Below are 19,571 nucleotides of genomic sequence, written 5' to 3'. Positions count from 1 at the left end.
TCGACGCGAGGAGGAAGTGTTGACCGGGGTTCCCCAGCAGGTCGGACCGTGTGTGGTGGTCGCCGGAGGCGGCACCGCCGGGCACATCGAGCCCGCCCTGGCCCTGGCCGACGCGGTCATGCGGCTGCGGCCGGACGCGCGTGTGGTCGCGCTCGGCACGGAGCGCGGCCTGGAGAGCAGACTCGTGCCCGCGCGCGGCTACCCGCTGGAGCTGATCCCGCCGGTGCCGATGCCGCGCAAGCCGACGCCTGACCTGCTCAAACTGCCGCTGCGGGTGCGCGGCGCCGTAAGGCACACCCGTGCCGTGCTGGAACGGGTCCACGCGGACGTCGTGGTCGGCTTCGGCGGTTACGTCGCGCTGCCCGCGTACCTCGCCGCACGTGGCCGGGTGCCGATCGTGGTGCACGAGGCCAACGCCAAGGCCGGTCTGGCGAACAAGGTCGGCGCGAAGTTCGCCGAGCGCGTCGCCGCCGCCGTGCCCGACTCGGGCCTGACGGACGCGGAGATCATCGGCATCCCGCTGCGCTACTCGATCACCTCCCTCAAGCGCGCGGAGCTGCGCGCGCAGGCCCGCGCCCACTTCGGCCTGCACCCGACCGCGCCGACGCTGCTGGTGTTCGGCGGCTCGCAGGGCGCCCGGTCGATCAACAACGCGGTGTCCGGCGCGGCGCCGGCGTTCGCGCAGGCCGGGATCGCGGTGCTGCACGCGCACGGCCCCAAGAACACCGTCGCGGTGCAGTCGGTGCCGGGTGCGCCGCCGTACGTGCCGGTGCCGTACCTGGACCGGATGGACCTCGCCTACGCGGCGGCGGACGCGGTGCTGTGCCGGTCGGGCGCGATGACGGTGGCCGAGGTGTCCGCGGTGGGTCTGCCCGCGGTGTTCGTGCCGCTGCCGCACGGCAACGGCGAGCAGGCGTTGAACGCGGGTCCCGTGGTGTCCGCGGGCGGCGGCATCCTGGTGCCGGACGAGGAGCTGACGCCGGAGTGGATCTCGGCGAACGTGGTGCCGCTGGTCGCGGACCGCAACCGGCTGGCCGCGATGACCACGGCCACGCTGAGCACCGGCCACCGCGAGGCGGACGAGGTGCTGGCCCGCATCGTGCTCGAGGTGATCAAGAAATGACCAGGGTCGACCAAGAGGAGAGCGGCGTGCTGGACCGGGTGCACCTGGTCGGCATCGGCGGTGCCGGCATGAGCGGCATCGCGCGGATCCTGCTGGCACGAGGGGCGCAGGTGTCCGGCTCGGACGCCAAGGACTCACGCACCGTGCTCGCGCTGCGGGCGCAGGGAGCGGCGATCGCGGTCGGCCACGACGGCGCGAACCTCGACCAGCTGCCCGGCGGCCCCACGGCGGTCGTGGTGTCCACCGCGATCCGCGAGGACAACCCGGAGCTGGTGGAAGCCCGCGCCCGGGGCTCGGTCGTGCTGCGGCGGGCCGAGGCGCTGGCCGCGTTGATGCTGGACCACCGGGTGGCCTGCGTCGCCGGCACGCACGGCAAGACGTCCACCACCTCCATGCTCACCGTCGCTCTGCAACATTGCAGGATGGACCCGTCGTTCGCGATCGGTGGCGACCTGAACGAGTCCGGCGCCAACGCCCACCAGGGCACCGGTGGCGTGTTCGTCGCCGAGGCCGACGAGAGCGACGGGTCGTTCCTGTTCTTCTCGCCGTCAGTCGCGGTCGTGACCAACGTCGAGGCCGACCACCTGGACCACCACGGCACCGTCGAGGCGTACGTGGCGGTGTTCGACTCGTTCCTGGAGCGCATCCAGCCGGACGGCGTGCTGGTCGCCTGCGCGGACGACCCGGGCGCGGCGGCGTTGGCGGAACGGGCCGCGAAGCTCGGCATCCGGGTCCGCCCGTACGGTCGCACCGCCACCGGCCCCGGCTCGGCCCGGCTGATCGACTACCGGCCCGCCGACTCGGGCGGCCTGGCCAAGGTCGAGCTGGACGGCGAGGTCGTGGACGTGAAGGTGGCCGTGCCCGGCGAGCACATGGCGGACAACGCGATCGCCGCCCTGATCGCCGCGCTGGAGCTGGGCGCGGACCGCGACGGCGTGCTGAACGGCCTGGCGGCGTTCGGCGGCGTTCGGCGGCGGTTCGAGTTCAAGGGCCAGGCCGCGGGCGTGCGGGTGTACGACGACTACGCCCACCACCCCACCGAGGTGGCCGCCCAGATCACCGCCGCCCGCCCGGTCGCGGGCGACGGCAAGCTGGTCGTGGTGTTCCAGCCGCACCTGTACTCGCGGACCAGGCTGTTCGCCGAGGAGTTCGCCGCCGCTCTCGGCATGGCCGACGCGGTCGTGGTGCTCGACGTCTACGGCGCGCGTGAGGAGCCGGAGCCCGGCGTGACCGGGGCGCTGGTCTCGGGCCTGGTGCCGCTGGACGTCGGCAAGGTGGTCTACGAGCCGTCGTTCGACCGGGTGCCCGCCCTGGTGGCGAGCCTGGTCGGCGAGGGTGACGTGGTCGTCACCATGGGTGCCGGTGACGTCACCATGCTCGGCCCGGAGATCGTCGGGGAGCTGGACAGGGCTTGAGCGAGCTCGCGAGCGAATCATCCGACACAGTGCTTCGTGCTCTTGCCACGCCGAGCGCCGGCGAGGCGTGTGCATGAGCACGCAGGCGGCGCGTCGACGCCCGGCCACCGCCTCCGCCTCGCGGCGACGCCCGCCGCGAGGCACGTCACGCCGTCCGTCCCGCAGTGACCTGTACCGGCGCCGGGTGCTGCGCCGGCGGCTGGTCGCGATCTTCATCATGTCCGTGGTCACCGTCGTGGTCTGCACGGTCTGGTTCACGCCCGTGCTCGGTGTCCGCGAGGTCGAGGTGCGGGGCGCGGTCGAGCTGACCGCCGCCGACGTCCGCGAGGCCGCCGCGATCGAGTCCGGCACGCCGTTGGTGCGGGTGGACACCGAAGCGGTGGCCGGGCGGGTCCGCGAACTGCCCAGGGTCGCCGGGGTGGTGGTCGAACGGGTGCTGCCCGGCACCGTGCGGCTCACCGTGGACGAGCGGCAGCCGGTCGGGGTGGTCAAGGCCGCCGACGGCGCGCACCTGGTCGACTCCACCGGCAAGGACTACGCCACCGTGCCGGAGCCGCCGTCCGGGCTGCCGGAGCTGAAGGTGGAGCCGGATGCCGTCGTCGCCGCCGTGGGCGTGCTCACGCAGATCCCCGAAGCGTTGCGGCGGGAGGTGCTGGTCGTCACCGCGGGCTCGCCGTCGGACGTCCGGCTGACGTTGAGCGCCGGCCGCGAGGCCCGCTGGGGCTCGGTCGTCGAGACCCCGCGCAAGGCCGCCGTGCTGGAGGTCCTGCTGACCAGGCCCGGCTCGGTGTTCGACGTGTCCAGCCCCGAGCTGCCGACCGTGTCGTGAGACGGCTGTGGTGAATCCCGCCACACCGGATCTTGACGAAAGTCGATCGTCCGACGCGCGTTCGGCGGCGATACTCCGGCGATGACCCAGACGCCGGTGGACAACCGGATCCAGCTGCCCTTCACCGGCGACGAACGCGCCCTGCTCACCGGTTTTCTGGACTTCCTGCGCGGCACGATCGAGCTCAAATGCGCCGGCCTGTCCGAAGAGGACGCACGTCGATCGGTGCTCCCGTCGCAGCTCAACACGGCTGCGGGCATCGTGAAGCACCTGCGGTGGGTGGAGGCCTACTGGTTCCGGGTCGCCCTCGGCGGACAGCCCGACGCGGCGCCCTACAGCCGGGAGGACCCGGACGCCGATTGGCGCATCGAGCCGGGCGAGACGATCTCGGGATTGCTCGCCGACTACGCTGAGGAGTGCACGGCGAGTCGTGAACTCGTCGCGGGCCTCGATCTGGACCACGAGGTGGCGTTCCGCGGCGACAAGGTGCTTTCCGTGCGCTGGGTGTTGATCCACATGATCGAGGAGACGGGTCGGCACGCGGGGCACCTGGACGTGGTGCGGGAACTGCTCGACGGGGTGACCGGCGAGTAGGCAACCCTCACCCGGTCAGGACACAACACGGCGTGGCTGCTGGACCGAGGCATTCCCGGTGCATAACGTCCAGCAGGAACATACGGGGTTGACATAACTCTGAACCTCTGGTTGAGAGTTTCAATCCGGGTGGAGATCCGTCCGGGCTGTGACACCGGTGGTCATCCACTCCAGCACATGAGCACGGACACGATCAGGAAGGCGGACCGATGACGCCCCCGCACAACTACCTCGCGGTGATAAAGGTCGTCGGCATCGGCGGTGGCGGTGTCAACGCCGTCAACCGCATGATCGAGGTCGGGCTCAAGGGCGTCGAGTTCATCGCGGTGAACACCGACGCCCAGGCGCTGCTCATGTCGGATGCCGACGTGAAGCTCGACATCGGCCGCGAACTCACCCGCGGCCTCGGCGCCGGCGCCAATCCCGAAGTCGGCCACAAGGCCGCCGAAGACCACCGCGAAGAGATCGAAGAAGTCCTCAAGGGCGCGGACATGGTGTTCGTGACCGCGGGCGAAGGTGGAGGCACGGGCACCGGTGGCGCGCCCGTCGTCGCCTCGATCGCCCGCAAGCTCGGCGCGTTGACCATCGGTGTGGTCACGCGACCGTTCTCGTTCGAGGGCAAGCGCCGCGCCAAGCAGGCCGAAGAGGGCATCCAGGCGCTGCGCAACGAGTGCGACACCCTCATCGTGATCCCCAACGACCGGCTGCTGCAGCTCGGCGACATCGGCGTCTCGCTGATGGACGCGTTCCGCTCCGCGGACGAGGTGCTGCTGTCCGGTGTCCAGGGCATCACCGACCTGATCACCACCCCCGGTCTGATCAACCTCGACTTCGCGGACGTCAAGAGCGTCATGTCCGGAGCCGGCAGCGCCCTCATGGGCATCGGTTCCGCGCGGGGTGAGGGCAGAGCGGTCCAGGCCGCCCAGAAGGCGATCAACTCGCCGTTGCTGGAAGCGTCGATGGAGGGTGCGCACGGCGTGCTGCTCTCGATCGCCGGTGGCAGCGACCTCGGGTTGTTCGAGATCAACGAATCGGCCTCGCTGGTGCAGGAGGCCGCCCACCCGGACGCGAACATCATCTTCGGTACGGTCATCGACGACTCGCTCGGCGACGAAGTACGCGTGACGGTGATCGCGGCGGGTTTTGACAGTGGCGGGCCGACCCACAAGAAGTTGGAGCCCCAGGCTCTGTCCAGCCCGCCGCGTGGCACGCCCGTGGCCTCGGCCACCGCAGGTCAGGTGAACCCCCCGCAGCCGCAGCCCGTGCCGCAGCAGCAGGTGGAACAGCAGCAGCCCCCGGTCGTGCCGCCCCGGCCGACCGTTCCGCAGCAGCCGCAGCCCGTCCAGGGCAGCGGCCAGCCCCCGTACGCCGCGCCGCAGCCGACCATGCCGAGGTCGCTGACGCCGGGGATGCAGGGCAACACCGGGTCGTTGCCGAACCGGGCCGTCCCGGTGACCGACGACCCCGACGACGAGGTCGACGTGCCGCCGTTCATGCGGCGGTAACCCCAGCAATCCGACAGCGCCGCGCCGTCCCCACCGGGCCGGCGCGGCGCTGTTTTTCGCACCCGCTCGTGTTCTGAAGGTTCGACTCTCGGGACCTGAGTGTTCGGCTCTCGGGGTCTGGGAAGCTGGGGGTGTGCGTATCCGTCGTGTCGTGACCACCCGCGAAGGCGGCGTGTCCAAACCGCCCTACGACTCGTTCAACCTGGCCGACCACGTCGGCGACGACCCCGCCGCCGTCGCCGCCAACCGCCGTCGGCTGGCCGAGGGGATCGGGCTCGGCCCGGACCGCCTGGTCTGGATGGAGCAGGTGCACGGCCGGACGGTCGGGGTCGTCGACGGGCCCGTCGACGAAGCGCTGGAGGCCACTGACGCGGTCGTCACGGCCCGGGAGCGGCTGGCGCTCGTGGTGTTGACCGCCGACTGCGTGCCCGTGCTGCTGGGCGACCCGGAGGCGGGCGTGATCGGCGCTGTCCACGCCGGACGCGTCGGCGCACGGGTCGGTGTCGTCCCGGCGGCGCTGGACCGCATGGTCGAGCTGGGCGCCCGGAAGGACCGGATCGAGGTGCTGCTCGGCCCGGCCGTCTGCGGCCAGTGCTACGAGGTGCCCGCCGCGATGCGCGACGACGTGGAGAAGCACCTGCCGGGCAGCGCGTCGAAGACCCGGTCCGGCAAACCGGCGCTGGACCTGCGGGCGGGCATCTGGCAGCAGCTCGCCGACGCGGGCGTCGGCAAGATCGGCGTCGACCCGCGCTGCACCGTGGAGGAGAAGACGCTGTTCAGCCACCGCCGCGACCCCGGAACGGGACGGATCGCGGGCGTCATCTGGATGGAATCGTGAACCGGCGCGAAGAGCTGGCCCTGTCGCTGGCCGAGGTCAAGGAGCGCATCGCCAAGGCGTGCGCGGGCGCGGGCAGGTCGCCGGACGAGGTCGGCCTGCTGGCCGTCACCAAGACGTTCCCGGCCGAGGACGTGGCGATCCTCAGCGACCTCGGGCTCACCGAGTTCGCCGAGAACCGGGACCAGGAGGCCGGCCGGAAGACGGCCGAGTTCGCCCAACTGCGGCCGAACGCCACGGCGAAGTGGCACATGGTCGGCTCGCTCCAGCGGAACAAGGCCAAGTCCGTCCTCCGCTGGGCCGACCGGATCGACACGGTCGACTCGCCCCGGCTCGCCGACGCGATCGCCAAGGCCGCCACCAAGCCGACCGAGGTGCTGATCCAGGTCAGCATCGACGGCGACGAGACGCGCGGCGGCCACCCGATCGGTGACCTTCCGCGACTGGCCGATCACATAGCACTATCCAGTGAACTTCTACTGTGCGGTGTGATGACCGTCGCACCCCTCGGCATGTCTCCACAGCAGGCGTTTGCTGCTCTATATGAAGCGGTAACCCGCTTGCGGGACGATCATCCCGATGCCACCGTGATCTCGGCGGGGATGAGTGGTGACCTGGAAGATGCCATCGCGTACGGATCCACGTGCGTGCGTGTCGGAACAGCGTTGCTTGGCAGCCGGAGACTAGCCTCGCCGTAACTGTCGGGAACCTCTGGGACGGCCGCGACGTCCTTGCGGGTAGGGATCGGCGGAGGAAGGGCTCGAGCCATGAGCGGGTTTCACAAGCTGAAGGCCTACTTCGGGATGGTTCCCGCCGAGTACGCCGATGACCCGGCCGCCTACGAGGACGACCGGCGCTACGCGGACTACCGGTCCGAGTACACCGACTCGGACGAGTACGAGCCGCCGTACCCGGAGCAGCGGACCGCCCGCCGCCGTTCGTTCAACGGCTACCGCGCCGAGCTGGACGAGCCGGAGGACTACGAGTCGGAGCGCGGGGCCCGCCCGCGTCGTCCCTGGAGCCCCGACACGCACGGCGCGCTGGCCGTGGAGCCCCAGCGCGAGCCGGTCAGCAGACTGCGCCCGGCCGCCGAGCCGGCGGGCAACCCGCTGGCCCGCATCACCACGCTGCACCCGCGCAGCTACAACGAGGCGCGGACCATCGGGGAGCACTACCGCGACGGCACGCCGGTGATCATGAACCTCACCGACATGGACGACGCGGACGCCAAGCGGCTGGTCGATTTCGCGGCCGGTCTGGCGTTCGCGCTGCGGGGCTCGATCGACAAGGTCACCAACAAGGTGTTCCTTCTCTCACCTCCGAACATCGACGTGACGGCGGAGGACCGCAGGCGACTCGCGGAGGGCGGGTTCCTCAACCAGGGGTGAGTGGTGGCACAGTTGAGGCTGTGGATGCCCTCTGGCTCGTGGTCTACTACGTGTTGTTCTCGTTCTGGCTGCTGCTCACGGCGCGTGTCGTCGTGGAGCTCGTCCGTAGTTTCGCCAGGGGATGGCGGCCTGCGGGCGGCGTCGCGGTGGCGCTGGAGACCGTATACACCGTGACCGACCCTCCGGTCCGCTTGCTGCGTCGGATCATCCCGACCGTGCGGATCGGGGGCATCGGTCTGGACTTGTCCATTATTGTGCTGTTGCTGGTCGTTATCATTCTGATGCGAGTAGCCGATCCCAGGTGAGGGGACCAGGGATGTCCACAGCCCAGGAGTGCGTGAGGTGATCTGATGCCGTTGACCCCCGCGGACGTGCACAACGTCGCGTTCAGCAAGCCGCCGATTGGCAAGCGGGGCTACAACGAGGACGAGGTGGACGCGTTCCTCGACCTGGTTGAGGGCGAGCTCGCCCGCCTGATCGAGGAGAACAACGACCTGCGCCAGCAGGTCGAACAGCTCGACCAGCAGGTCGAGACCGCGCGTGCCGACCTCGAAGACGCCCGGGCGAAGGTTGCCGCAGGCGTCGGCCCGAGCCGCGTTGTCGACGAGCCGCGCCGGCTCGCACCGGTGCCGCCCCCCTCGGCGCTGGAGCAGACATCGCCGGGTGGTGGTGGTGACCACCACGTCCAGGCCGCCAAGGTGCTCGGTCTGGCCCAGGAGATGGCCGACCGGCTCACCGGGGAGGCCAAGGCCGAGGCCGACGGGATGCTGTCGGAGGCCCGGACCAAGTCCGAGCAGCTGTTGTCCGAGGCACGGTCCAAGGCCGACACGATGGTCAACGAGGCGCGCACGCGTGCCGAGACCATGTTGAACGACGCGCGAACCCGCGCCGAGACGTTGGAGCGGCAGGCCCGTGAGAAGGCCAGCGCGCTCGACCGTGACGCGCAGCGCAAGCACGCCGAGGTGATGGGCAACATCACCCAGGAGAAGAACACGCTCGAGAAGCAGATCGACAAGCTGCAGACGTTCGAGCGCGAGTACCGCACCCGGCTCAAGACGATGCTCGAGTCGTCGCTGCGCGACCTGCAGGACCGCGGCCCCGCCGCGCCGTCCGACGGCCGTCAGCAGGGTGGGTACTCGTTCGGGGCACGCGCCGAGGCCGGCTGATCGGCGTTGCTGATCTAGTCTGCTGCACGTGCTCTACATAGTCCTGCTGTTGGTGCTGGCAGCCCTGGGGTTGCTCGTGCCCGCGCTGACCGGCGACCAGACGTTCTGGGCGTGGTTGTCCGTGGGTGCGAGCGGGGCCGCCGCCGTGGTCCTGGTGCTCGACTGGTGGCTTCGCCGCCGGTCGGGCGCCCCGGCTGCCGGCGCCAGCGCTGGTGATCGCCAGGTTACCGTCGGTGATCACCAGGTCGGGACGGAGGGTGCCGAAGACGTTGCACCGAGTTCACCTGGTCAGGCGAATGTCGAGCCTGACGAGGAGGACACGGACGCGGCTGACTCACTGGTTGTGAGCGATCTCACCGACGAGGTCCGGGTGCTGGACGAACGTCCTCGCTACCACCTCGCGGCCTGCTCCTGGCTCGCGTCACGGCCGTCCTTGGCCCTCCCGGTCAACGAGGCCCGCCAGTTGGGCTTCACCCCGTGCGCGGTGTGCCGCCCGGACTCCGGCCTCGCGGCCCGCAAGCGGGCCGCGGACCAGTCGGAGCCTGCCTAGCTGCTCAGCGTCACGTGGGCGTCGGTCAGCCGACCCGTGGCCGGGTCGCGTTCGATGCTGTACGGCCAGGGCGGGCACGGCAGCCGCCGCGAGTAACAGTGCGATCGATCGCTTCACGGTGTTCCCCCTCATGTCGCGGCCCGTGGTGACCGGGCCCGTTCACCCAGCCTCCCGACGTGTCCGACCGGGTCGCATGGGGGAACTACTCAAAGCGGTTTGCGCGCTTCGGCTACCCTGGGTGGTAGCACGGCGTTGATCCGGCCATCACCGGGGAGCCTCCGGAAGAACGGGCGCGTGCCCCGGTGGGATGCGCCTCAGTAGAACCGGACGGGAGCGGCCCGTCACAGCCGTCGAAGAGAGGCCAGTGCCTTCGCGCCCTGGCAAGCGGGGTGGTACCGCGGTGCGCCGTGACCGGCGTGTCGTCCCCGTGAGCCGGTTGGACGCACGCGAGGAGTTGCACGATGGCCTACCCGAAGGCAGGCGAGGGTTCCGTTCCCTCCCAGCCGTCCTTCCCCGCCCTCGAGGAGGGTGTGCTCGACTTCTGGAAGTCCGACCAGACGTTCCAGGCGTCGATCGAGGCCCGCCCGGCCGGGGACAACGGGGCGAACGAGTTCGTCTTCTACGACGGCCCGCCGTTCGCCAACGGCCTGCCGCACTACGGCCACCTGCTCACCGGCTACGTCAAGGACGTCGTCCCGCGCTACCAGACCATGCGCGGCAAGCACGTCGAGCGCCGCTTCGGCTGGGACACCCACGGCCTGCCCGCCGAGGTCGAGGCGGAGAAGCAGCTCGGGTTCTCGTCGAAGAGCGAGATCGAGGCGTTCGGCATCGAGAAGTTCAACGAGGCCTGCCGCACGTCGGTGCTCCAGTACACCGGCCAGTGGCGCGACTACGTGACCCGGCAGGCCCGCTGGGTGGACTTCGACAACGACTACAAGACCCTCGACCTGGACTACATGGAAAGCGTCATGTGGGCCTTCAAGACCCTGTGGGACAAGGGCCTGGTCTACGAGGGTTTCCGGGTGCTCTGGTACTGCTGGCGCTGCGAGACGCCGCTGTCCAACACCGAGACCAAGATGGACGACACCTACCGGGACCGGCAGGACCCGGCGGTGACCGTCGGCCTGCGCCTGGAGACCGGCGAGCTGGCCCTGATCTGGACGACGACGCCGTGGACGCTGCCGTCCAACCTGGCCGCCGCCGTGCACCCGGACGTCGACTACGTGACCGTCGAGGCGAACGGCGAGCGCTACCTGCTCGCCGAGGCCCGCGTCCCCGCGTACGCCCGTGAGCTGGGCGAGGAGCCGACGGTCGTGGCCCGCTGCAAGGGCAGCGACCTGGTCGGCCGCCGCTACGCGCCGCCGTTCGACTTCTTCGTCGGCCGGGAGAACGCGCACCAGGTGCTGGCCGCCGACTACGTCACCACCGAGGACGGCACGGGCATGGTGCACATCGCCCCCGCCTTCGGTGAGGAGGACAAGGTCGTCACCGACGCGGCGGGCATCGAGGTCGTCGTGCCGGTCGACGCGCACGGCCGGTTCACCGCCGAGGTACCGCCGTACGAGGGCCAGCAGGTCTTCGACGCGAACAAGGCGATCATCCGCGACCTGAAGGAAGCGGGTCTGCTGCTGCGCCACGAGACCTACGACCACCCGTACCCGCACTGCTGGCGGTGCGACAACGCGCTGATCCAGCGTGCCGTGTCGTCGTGGTTCGTCGCGGTCTCGCAGTTCAAGGACCGCATGGTCGAGCTGAACCGGCAGATCAACTGGGTGCCCGAGCACATCAAGGACGGCCAGTTCGGCAAGTGGCTGGAGAACGCCCGCGACTGGAACATCTCCCGCAACCGGTTCTGGGGCTCGCCGATCCCGGTGTGGGTGTCGGACGACCCGGCATACCCGCGGGTGGACGTCTACGGCTCGCTGGACGAGCTTGAGCGCGACTTCGGCGTGCGCCCGAGCGACCTGCACCGGCCCACGATCGACAACCTGACCAGGCCGAACCCGGACGACCCGTCCGGGCGGTCGGTGATGCGGCGCGTGCCCGAGGTGCTGGACTGCTGGTTCGAGTCCGGCTCGATGTCGTTCGCCCAGGTCCACTACCCCTTTGAGAACGCGCAGTGGTTCGAGGACCACTACCCGGGCGATTTCATCGTCGAGTACAACGGCCAGACGCGCGGCTGGTTCTACACCATGCACGTGCTGGCGACGGCGCTGTTCGACCGGCCGGCGTTCCGCAACTGCGTGGCGCACGGGATCGTGCTGGGCGACGACGGGCAGAAGATGTCCAAGTCGCGGAAGAACTACCCGGACGTCAACGAGGTGTTCGACCGGGACGGCTCGGACGCCATGCGGTGGTTCCTGATGGCGTCGCCGATCCTGCGCGGCGGCGACCTGGTGGTGACCGAGCGCGGTATCCGTGACGCGGTGCGGCAGGCCGTGCTGCCGTTGTGGAACTCCTGGTACTTCCTGGCCCTGTACGCCAACGCGGACGGGGTCGAGGGCACCTGGCGGACTTCCTCGTCGCACGTGCTGGACCGGTACGTGCTGGCGAAGACGCACGACCTGGTGGCCGGGGTGACGTCGCAGCTGGACGAGTACGACATCTCGGGTGCGTGCGCGTCGATCCGGGAGTTCCTGGAGGTGCTGACCAACTGGTACGTGCGCCGTTCCCGTGACCGGTTCTGGGCGGGGGACCAGGACGCGATCGACACCCTGCACACCGTGCTGGAGGTGGTGAGCCGGGTGGCGGCGCCGCTGCTGCCGCTGACCACCGAGTCGGTGTGGCGTGGGCTGACCGGTGGCCGGTCGGTGCACCTGGCCGACTGGCCATCCGTCGACGACCTGCCGGCGGACGACGCGCTGGTGGCGGCGATGGACCAGGTGCGGCAGGTGGCGTCCACGGCGTTGTCGCTGCGGAAGTCGAACAAGCTGCGGGTGCGGTTGCCGTTGGCGAAGCTGGTGATCGCCTCCGGTGACGTGGCGCAGCTGGAGGCGTTCACCGAGGTGCTGCGGGACGAGGTGAACGTCAAGGAGGTCGAGCTGACCACGGACGTGGACGCGCACGGGCACTTCCAGCTGGCGGTGAACGCGCGTGCCGCCGGGCCGCGGTTGGGGCCGGACGTGCAGAAGGTCATCAAGGCCGTGAAGGCGGGTGACTGGGCGGAAGAGGACGGCAAGGTCTTCGCGGCCGGGATCGAGCTGTTCCCGGAGGAGTACGAGCAGCGGCTGGTGGCGACGGACCAGGGTGCGACGGCGGCGTTGCCGAACAGCGGTGGGCTGGTCGTGCTGGACACCGTGGTGACGGAGGAGCTGGCGGCCGAGGGTGTCGCGCGTGACCTGGTGCGCGTGGTGCAGCAGGCGCGCAAGGACGCCGGGCTGGACGTGTCGGACCGGATCGCGTTGACGTTGCAGCTGCCGTCGGGCGTCGAGGCCGCGGTGCGCGGGTTCGAGGCGTTCGTGAAGCAGGAGACGCTGACCGAGACGATCGAGTACGGCGACGTCGCCGAGGGCTCGGACGGTGTGGTCGGTGAAGGCCGGAAGGTCCGGGTCGCGGTCTCCAGGGTCTGACGCAGTGCCGGCAGGACCCCCGGGTGTTGAACTCGGGGGTCCTGTGCGTTCAGGTCGGGCCGGATCAGCGGACGTCGTCGTTTTCCAGGCGGTCGCGTAGTTGGCGCAGGCAGCGGCCTCGGGTGGGGCCTATGGAGCCGTGGGGCATGGAGAGGGCTTCGGAGACGGCCCGGTATTCGGCTCGGCCGGCCAGGACGGTCAGGCGGAGCAGTTCCTGGCAGCGGCGGGGCATGGCGTTGAAGGCTTGCCAGAGGCGGCGGTCGCGGTCGTCTCGCAGGGCTTCCGGTTCCGGTAGCCAGCGGTCGTCCGGCATGTCCACGGCCGAGTCGGTGGACAGGGCCGGGCGGCCGTTGCGGTCACGCCAGGCTCGTTGCGATTCGCGGCGGGTGGCGACGATCAGCCAGCCGGCCACGGCACGGGGTTCGGACAGGCGGTCCAGGTGGCGCAGGAGGCTCAGCCACACCGTCTGGACCACGTCCTCGGCGGTGGCCTGGTCGAGGCCGTTGCCCCTGGCCACGTGCCAGACCAGCGGGGTCAGCTCGGCTACCAGGGAGTCGAGGGCGGCACGGGAACCGGAACGGGCGGCCACGACGAGGGCTGCCTGGCGCTCGTACGTCGACGCCTGCGCCATGATTGCCGCCACGCCGAGGTCGTCCGTGCCCGGGTCCTCCGGGATGGCTTCGGTCAGTTCGGCGCGCAGGTGGTCCAGTCGAGGATCCAGGTCGTCCGTCATGACGTCTCCTTCCCGCGCTGCGAGCCCCGCACCCGCCGCTCCTCGTTGCCGACCCGCTCGCTGATCTTCGCCCGCGCCTCCGACACGTACCGGCGCACCGACGCACGACGGCAGCCCAGCACATCGGCGATCTCGTCGTCGTCGAAATCCCAGAACCGCAACACCAACGCCGTGCGCAGGTGGTCCGGCAGGTTCGCGACGGCCGCCAGCGTGCTGATCAGCTCGTGCCACGTCTCGGCGTCCCGCTGCTTCGGCACCAGGATCCGGTACGTGCCGCGCTGCCGGGCGACGACCTCGTCGGTCACGTCGCCCGGCCGCTCCCACCGGCGGGCCTGGTCCACCAGCAGGTTGCGGATCGTCTTCACCAGCCAAGCACGTCTCGACGGGGGCGCGATCACCGGCCAGTTCCGCCACGCGCTGACGAACGCCTCCTGCACCGCGGACTCGTGGTCCAGGTGCGGCGACATCACCGCCGCGAAGCGGAACAGCCGGGTCCGCTCCCGGTGGTAGAAATCGCTGAAGGTGGCCGCGTGGTCGTCGGGATCCTCCGGCGTCACGAACCCTCCCCCCTCTGGTCCCCGTACCGGGTAGACGGACGAGACCGGAGGTTGTGGAGGAAATTCCGGTCAAGCGGGCTGCCTCGCGCTCCTCTCGGCCGCCGCGCGCAGCAACCGGACCCACGCGGACCACCTGGCCGGGTGAACGGGCGGGTGGCCGGCGGCGCGGGCCGCGTTGTCGAGCAGGTCCTCGATGAGCGCGTCGTGCAACCACCGCACGGCCAACGGCCACCACAGCCGCATCAGGCCGCGCGGCCGACCGGCCAGAGTGTGCCGCAACCCGCCCGGCACCGCTTCCAGCACGTGCGTGCCGACCACGTCGAGGCCGGGCGAGAAGGCGAACTCGACCCGCTGACCCGGGACGTAGTGGGTGCAGTGGTAGCGGACGAAGCCGTGCCCGCCGTCCGCGCCGACGCCCAACGGCCGGTCCAGGACCAGCGCGGGCCACCGGTCGGACGGCCACAGCTCCACGAGCCGGTCGACCAGGTGCGCGCTGTCGGGGATCTGCCTGGTGTGCACGTTCTCGATCACCACGACCTCCTCCGTACGGGACCGTATGGTCCATTACCGTACGGTAGCGTATGGAGTTGTGACACGGCGGACTCAGGACGACTGGACCGGGGTGGCCCTGCGAGCGCTCGCCGAGGGCGGGGTGGCGGCGGTCGCGGTGGAGCCCCTCGCGGCCCGGCTCGGCGCGACCAAGGGCAGTGCCTACTGGCACTTCCCCAACCGGGAAGCCCTGCTCAAGGCCACCCTCGAACGGTGGGAACGCGAGCACACCGAGGCCGTGATCGAGATCGTCGACTCGGTGCCGGAACCGCTGGAGAAGCTGCGGCTGCTGTTCGCCACCGTGCTGGAGAACGTCGAGGACAGCGCGGTCGAGCTGGCCATGCTCGCGGCCAAGGACCACCCGGCCGTGGCGCCGGTGCTCGAACGCGTCACCGATCGCCGCATCGGCTACCTGGAGGAGCTGTTCGGCGAACTCGGCTTCGCCGCCGACGTCGCGCACCAGCGGGCCGTTCTGGCGTACTCGGTCTACCTGGGGCAGGCCCAGCTGCTGTCGTCCACGCCGCAGGTGGTCAAGGCTCGGCGCGCGTTGCTGGAGGAGACGCTGGCGGTCGTGATGTGCCGTGCGTGACGAGAGCGCGTTCAGGTTCGCGATCCGGGTCAAGCCGGGTGCGAAGCGCGAGGCCGTCGGCGGGCGATGGGGTGACGACGCGCTGGTCGTGGCGGTCGCCGCGCCCGCCGTGGAGGGCAAGGCGAACGAGGCCGTGCGCAAGGCGCTGGCCAAGGCGTTCGGCGTGCGCAAGCAGGACGTCGAGGTGGTCGCGGGCGAGCGCGGCCGGGACAAGGTCGTGCAGGTCGACCCAGCCCCGGCCGGCGCGTCGGAAGTGTTGGCGCGGCTGCTCGCCGGCTGACTGTTGCTTGTGGACAGAAGGGGCGCGTGAGTCGCGTCGGTGATGCTGCGTGCGCCGCCGGATTCGTCCATTCCGGTGCCGCCGGGGAGAATGACCCCGTCGAGTGACAACTGGACGGCCGGCGGGACGACGGTGTGGAGGTCGAGTGGGCGGTGTGACGGGCTTCCTCGGCATCGCCGCCGCGGTTCTCCTGCTTTCGGTCATCGCGGTGAGGGTGTCGATCCGGCTCGGTCTGCCGTCCCTCCTGCTCTACCTCGGCATCGGCGTGCTGCTCGGCGAGGCGGTGCTCGGCATCCAGTTCGAGGACGCCGACCTGACCCGTTCGCTGGGCACGGTCGCGCTCGTGCTGATCCTCACCGAAGGTGGCCTCACCACCCGGTGGAGCGAGGTGAAACCCGCGCTGGGCCTGGGCATCGCACTGTCCACTGTGTCCGTTGGCGTGAGCATCGCGGTCACCGGGTTCGCGCTGCACCACCTGCTGGACATGGACTGGCGCACGGCGCTGCTGTGGGGCGCGGTGCTGTCGTCCACCGACGCCGCCGCGGTGTTCAGCGTGTTGCGCGGGGTGGGTGTGGGCAAACGGCTCATCGGCCCCCTCGAACTGGAGTCCGGCATCAACGACGCGCCGGTCTACATCGCCGTCGTGCTGCTCGCCGCACCCGACCCGATCACGTGGACCGCGCCGCTGCTGATGGTCTACGAACTGATCGCCGGCGGCTTGATCGGCATCGGGCTCGGCTGGCTGGGCGGCGTCGGCCTGCGCCGGGCCGCGCTGCCGGCCACCGGCCTGTACCCGCTGGCCACGGTCGCGGTGTGCCTGCTCGCCTACACCGCGGGCGACCTCGCGCACGCGTCCGGTTTCCTCGCCGTCTACATCGCCGCGCTCGTGCTCGGCAACGCCCGGCTGCCGCACCGGGCGGACACCCTGTCGTTCGCCGAAGGGCTGGGTTGGATCGCGCAGATCGGCCTGTTCGTGCTGCTCGGCCTGTACGCCTCGCCCGGACGGCTGCTCGACGCGCTGGTGCCCGCCCTGGTCGCGGGCGCGGTGCTGGTGCTGTTCGCCCGGCCGCTGTCGGTGCTGTTCGCGGCGCTGCCGTTCGGGGTGCCGTGGCGGGATCAGGTGTTCATCTCCTGGTCCGGGCTGCGCGGGGCGGTGCCGATCGTGTTCGCCCTGATCCCGCTGATCCAGGGGGTGCCGGGCGCGCAGGATCTCGTGGACGCGGTGTTCGTGCTGGTCGTGGTGCTGACCGTGGTGCAGGGCACGACCCTGCCGTGGCTGGCCAAGTGGCTGAAGCTGGTCAAGTCCGGTGAGGCGCAGGAGGTGCAGGTCGACTCGTCGGCGCTGGACGAACTGGGCGCGGAACTCCTCCAGATCCGCATCCAGGAGGGCTCCAAGCTGCACGGCGTGTACCTGTCCGAGCTGCGGCTGCCGCCGGGGTCGTCGGTGAGCCTCGTGGTGCGGGACGAGAAGGGCTTCACACCGCAGCAGACGACCCGGTTGCAGGAGCACGACCAGCTGCTGGTCGTGTGCACCGAGGCCATGCGCACGGCGACCGAGCAGCGCATCCGGGCCGTGGACCGGGCGGGCCGGTTCGCCCGGTGGAAGGGCGACGTCGGGCTGCCGTGACCCTCGTCTCCCAGGATGTGAACGCCCCTCGACGCGGGCGTGCGCTCTGGGTTAGCTTCGAAGCGAAGGTCATGAGTGCCAGCGACAAGCCCGGGCTTGCTGGCCGGCAACCCTCCTACCGCGGTGGGGTGCCCCCGGTGAGGACCTGGCCTGGCGCGCAGGGCGTCCGGCAAGCGCGGGCTCCCTCTCGAACGGGGTCCCGGACCCCCGGAGGGCGTCATGACGATCGCAGTTCCCCGAAACACCGTCGCCGGCACCGAGAAGCTCGGCTTCGACGGGCCCGGCCCGGAGAAGTCCGCCCCAGGGAAATCGGCCCAGGAGAAGTGGGGACTGCCGCGCGTCGTCGGTTCCGCGCTGCGCGTGCCGCTGGTCACCGGTGAGCGCGTCGAGTACGCGAACCTCGACCACGCGGCCAGCGCGCCGTGCCTGGAGCAGGTCCGCGACGCCGTGGACGAGCTGCTGCCCTGGTACGCCAGCGTGCACCGGGGCGCGGGTTTCGCCTCCCAGGTCAGCACGAAGGTCTACGAGCAGGCCCGTACGTCCGTCCGCCGCTTCCTCGGCGCCCGCGACAGCGACGCCGTCGTGTTCGCCCGCAACACCACCGACGCGCTGAACCTGCTGGCCAGGAGCCTGCCGAAGCACACCGCCGTGATCCTGTTCGACACCGAGCACCACGCCGCGCTGCTGCCGTGGCGCGGCCCGAACGTGCGCCGCCTGCGCACCCCGGCCTCGCCCGCCCAGGCGGTGCTGGAGCTGGACCGGGCGCTGCGCGAGGCGCCCGTCGGCCCGCGCCTGGTCGTGGTGACCGGGGCGTCCAACGTGACCGGCGAGGTGTGGCCGGTGGCCGAGCTGGCCCGGGTGGCCCGCAGGCACGGCGCCCGGATCGCCCTGGACGCCGCCCAGCTCGCGCCGCACCGGCCGGTGGACGTGCGGGCGCTCGACGTCGACTACACCGTGCTGTCCGGGCACAAGGTCTACGCGCCGTTCGGCGCCGGTGTGCTGGTCGGGCGGTCCGACTGGTTGCAGGCCGCCGAGCCGTACCTGGTGGGCGGCGGTGCGACGGCCCGCGTCACCGATCACGGCGACCGGCTGGGCGTGGCCTGGTCCGCGGTCCCCGAGCGGCACGAGGCCGGCACGCCGAACGTGGTGGGCGTGCACGCGCTGGCCGTGGCCTGCGACGTGCTGGGGCGGCACTGGGCGCAGACCACCGAGCACGAGCGCGTGCTCCTGGCGAGGCTCCGCGCGGGCCTGGAGACCGTTCCCGGTGTGCACGAGCTGACGCTGTTCGGCGCGGACCAGGACCGGGTGGGTGTGGTGAGCTTCACCGTCGGCGGTCAGGACGCCGGCTACCTCGCCGCCGCGCTGTCCGCCGAGCACGGCATCGGCGTGCGTGACGGCGCGTTCTGCGCCCACGTGGCCGTGCACCGCCTCACGGACGGTGAGCGCGCGCTCCGGGCGTCCATCGGCCTGGGCACCACCGAGGAGCACGTGGACCGTTTCGTGGCCGCGTTGCGCGCTCTCGTCACCGAGGGTTCGAGGTGGGAGTACGAGCACCGGAACGGCCGTTGGGTCCCGCTGAACGACGAGCGCGCGCTCCCGCCGTTCCTGCGCTGAGTCGGATACTGGACAATGGCCCGGTGAGCACCGATCCCAACACCGAGCCGGACACGCCGGACCAGGACCCACCGCTGCCGAAGCGACGGGTCCTCCTGCTGGCCGTGATCGCACCGCTGGTGTTGGCCCTCGACCTGGTCACCAAGATCGTCGCGGTGGAGGAGCTGGAGGGGCGGGAGCCGGTCGAGCTGCTCGGCGGCCTGCTCTACCTGCCGCTGATCCGCAACACGGGCGCCGCGTTCGGCCTGGCCGAGGGCTGGACGGTGATCCTCGCCCTGATCGCGTCGAGCGTGGTCGTGTTCATCCTGTGGATCGCGCGCAGGCTGCGGTCGATCGGCTGGGCCATCGGCCTCGGCCTGGTCCTGGGCGGCGCGATGGGCAACCTCGTGGACCGCATCTTCCGCGGACCCGGCCCGCTGCGCGGCGGCGTGGTCGACTTCATCTCGGTGCTCGACCCGTGGGGGAACTTCTTCCCGGTGTTCAACCTGGCGGACTCCGCCATCTGCGTGGGTGGTGGCGTGATCGTGCTGATGGCGCTGCTCCAGCGGGACTACGACGGCACGCGTGTGGAGACGAAGCCCGCGGCGCACAAGAAGGCGGGCAAATGAGCGAGCTTGCGAGCGAATCATCCAACACAGCGCGCACCGC

The 19,571-nt window shown here is 70.9% G+C and carries 20 protein-coding genes and 1 riboswitch; of the genes, 17 read left to right on the top strand and 3 right to left on the bottom strand.

Going from position 1 to position 19,571, the window contains the following annotated elements; genetic code table 11:
• The first annotated feature begins 19 nt into the window (after positions 1–19).
• From murG to ileS, 12 genes are all read left to right on the top strand, one after another.
• Complete coding sequence (murG, locus tag FM051_RS12185; protein ID WP_238412344.1) at positions 20–1,123, top strand: undecaprenyldiphospho-muramoylpentapeptide beta-N-acetylglucosaminyltransferase; 1,104 nt, start codon at positions 20–22, stop codon at positions 1,121–1,123.
• Complete coding sequence (gene murC / locus FM051_RS12180; protein WP_158843031.1) at positions 1,120–2,538, top strand: UDP-N-acetylmuramate--L-alanine ligase; 1,419 nt, start codon at positions 1,120–1,122, stop codon at positions 2,536–2,538. The genes murG and murC overlap by 4 nt, the downstream gene beginning before the upstream one ends.
• Positions 2,539–2,611: 73 nt before the next feature.
• Entirely contained in the window at positions 2,612–3,367 is a 756-nt protein-coding gene (locus tag FM051_RS12175; RefSeq protein WP_158843030.1) for a cell division protein FtsQ/DivIB, read from the top strand.
• A gap of 81 nt (positions 3,368–3,448) precedes the next feature.
• On the top strand, positions 3,449–3,961 hold the full coding sequence (locus FM051_RS12170; RefSeq protein ID WP_158843029.1) for a DinB family protein: 513 nt from the start codon (positions 3,449–3,451) through the stop codon (positions 3,959–3,961).
• 209 nt (positions 3,962–4,170) lie between these two features.
• The gene (ftsZ, locus tag FM051_RS12165; RefSeq protein ID WP_158843028.1) at positions 4,171–5,466 is read left to right on the top strand and encodes a cell division protein FtsZ; all 1,296 of its coding nucleotides are present in this window, start codon (positions 4,171–4,173) and stop codon (positions 5,464–5,466) included.
• 133 nt (positions 5,467–5,599) lie between these two features.
• On the top strand, positions 5,600–6,304 hold the full coding sequence (pgeF, locus tag FM051_RS12160; RefSeq protein WP_158843027.1) for a peptidoglycan editing factor PgeF: 705 nt from the start codon (positions 5,600–5,602) through the stop codon (positions 6,302–6,304).
• The gene (locus FM051_RS12155; protein ID WP_158843026.1) at positions 6,301–6,999 is read left to right on the top strand and encodes a YggS family pyridoxal phosphate-dependent enzyme; all 699 of its coding nucleotides are present in this window, start codon (positions 6,301–6,303) and stop codon (positions 6,997–6,999) included. The genes pgeF and FM051_RS12155 overlap by 4 nt, the downstream gene beginning before the upstream one ends.
• Positions 7,000–7,068: 69 nt before the next feature.
• Positions 7,069–7,689, top strand: a complete 621-nt coding sequence (locus FM051_RS12150) for a cell division protein SepF (protein WP_158843025.1) — start codon at positions 7,069–7,071, stop codon at positions 7,687–7,689.
• A gap of 20 nt (positions 7,690–7,709) precedes the next feature.
• Positions 7,710–7,994, top strand: a complete 285-nt coding sequence (locus FM051_RS12145; RefSeq protein ID WP_033437765.1) for a YggT family protein — start codon at positions 7,710–7,712, stop codon at positions 7,992–7,994.
• A gap of 45 nt (positions 7,995–8,039) precedes the next feature.
• Positions 8,040–8,855, top strand: a complete 816-nt coding sequence (gene wag31, locus FM051_RS12140; RefSeq protein WP_106613404.1) for a DivIVA-like cell division protein Wag31 — start codon at positions 8,040–8,042, stop codon at positions 8,853–8,855.
• A 28-nt stretch (positions 8,856–8,883) separates the two neighbouring features.
• Positions 8,884–9,405 carry a hypothetical protein gene (locus tag FM051_RS12135; protein ID WP_158843024.1) on the top strand — a complete coding sequence of 174 codons (522 nt, stop codon included), beginning with the start codon at positions 8,884–8,886 and terminating at the stop codon, positions 9,403–9,405.
• Between the two features lie 461 nt (positions 9,406–9,866).
• Complete coding sequence (gene ileS, locus FM051_RS12130; protein ID WP_158843023.1) at positions 9,867–12,974, top strand: isoleucine--tRNA ligase; 3,108 nt, start codon at positions 9,867–9,869, stop codon at positions 12,972–12,974.
• 64 nt (positions 12,975–13,038) lie between these two features.
• Here ileS and FM051_RS12125 read toward each other — a convergent pair whose 3' ends face one another.
• The 3 genes from FM051_RS12125 to FM051_RS12115 form a co-directional block, all read right to left on the bottom strand.
• On the bottom strand, positions 13,039–13,605 hold the full coding sequence (locus FM051_RS12125) for an RNA polymerase sigma factor (protein WP_162470713.1): 567 nt from the start codon (positions 13,603–13,605) through the stop codon (positions 13,039–13,041).
• A 98-nt stretch (positions 13,606–13,703) separates the two neighbouring features.
• Positions 13,704–14,264, bottom strand: a complete 561-nt coding sequence (locus FM051_RS12120) for an RNA polymerase sigma factor (protein ID WP_158843021.1) — start codon at positions 14,262–14,264, stop codon at positions 13,704–13,706.
• 69 nt (positions 14,265–14,333) lie between these two features.
• Positions 14,334–14,795, bottom strand: a complete 462-nt coding sequence (locus tag FM051_RS12115; protein WP_158843020.1) for an SRPBCC family protein — start codon at positions 14,793–14,795, stop codon at positions 14,334–14,336.
• Between the two features lie 58 nt (positions 14,796–14,853).
• Between FM051_RS12115 and FM051_RS12110 the strand changes: the two genes are divergently transcribed.
• The 5 genes from FM051_RS12110 (at position 14,854) to lspA (ending at position 19,531) form a co-directional block, all read left to right on the top strand.
• Positions 14,854–15,402: a TetR/AcrR family transcriptional regulator gene (locus FM051_RS12110; protein ID WP_238412343.1), complete on the top strand. Its 549-nt coding sequence runs from the start codon at positions 14,854–14,856 to the stop codon at positions 15,400–15,402.
• Positions 15,395–15,682, top strand: coding sequence for a DUF167 domain-containing protein (locus FM051_RS12105; RefSeq protein ID WP_158843018.1), 288 nt, complete (start codon positions 15,395–15,397; stop codon positions 15,680–15,682). Before FM051_RS12110 ends, FM051_RS12105 begins: the two co-directional genes overlap by 8 nt.
• Positions 15,683–15,836: 154 nt before the next feature.
• Entirely contained in the window at positions 15,837–17,309 is a 1,473-nt protein-coding gene (locus FM051_RS12100) for a potassium/proton antiporter (protein ID WP_158843464.1), read from the top strand.
• A gap of 67 nt (positions 17,310–17,376) precedes the next feature.
• Positions 17,377–17,491, top strand: a riboswitch (SAM riboswitch).
• Positions 17,492–17,528: 37 nt separating this feature from the next.
• Positions 17,529–18,923 carry an aminotransferase class V-fold PLP-dependent enzyme gene (locus tag FM051_RS12095; protein ID WP_158843017.1) on the top strand — a complete coding sequence of 465 codons (1,395 nt, stop codon included), beginning with the start codon at positions 17,529–17,531 and terminating at the stop codon, positions 18,921–18,923.
• Between the two features lie 23 nt (positions 18,924–18,946).
• Positions 18,947–19,531 (top strand): signal peptidase II, encoded by a 585-nt coding sequence (gene lspA, locus FM051_RS12090; RefSeq protein ID WP_238412342.1) that lies wholly within the window; start codon positions 18,947–18,949, stop codon positions 19,529–19,531.
• Positions 19,532–19,571 lie beyond the last annotated feature (40 nt).

The sequence above is a fragment of the Saccharothrix deserti genome, from assembly GCF_009769385.1.
Classification (GTDB): Bacteria; Actinomycetota; Actinomycetes; order Mycobacteriales; family Pseudonocardiaceae; genus Actinosynnema; species Actinosynnema deserti.
Note: the sequence above shows the minus strand (reverse complement) of the source record. Positions and strands in the feature narration are given on the sequence as shown.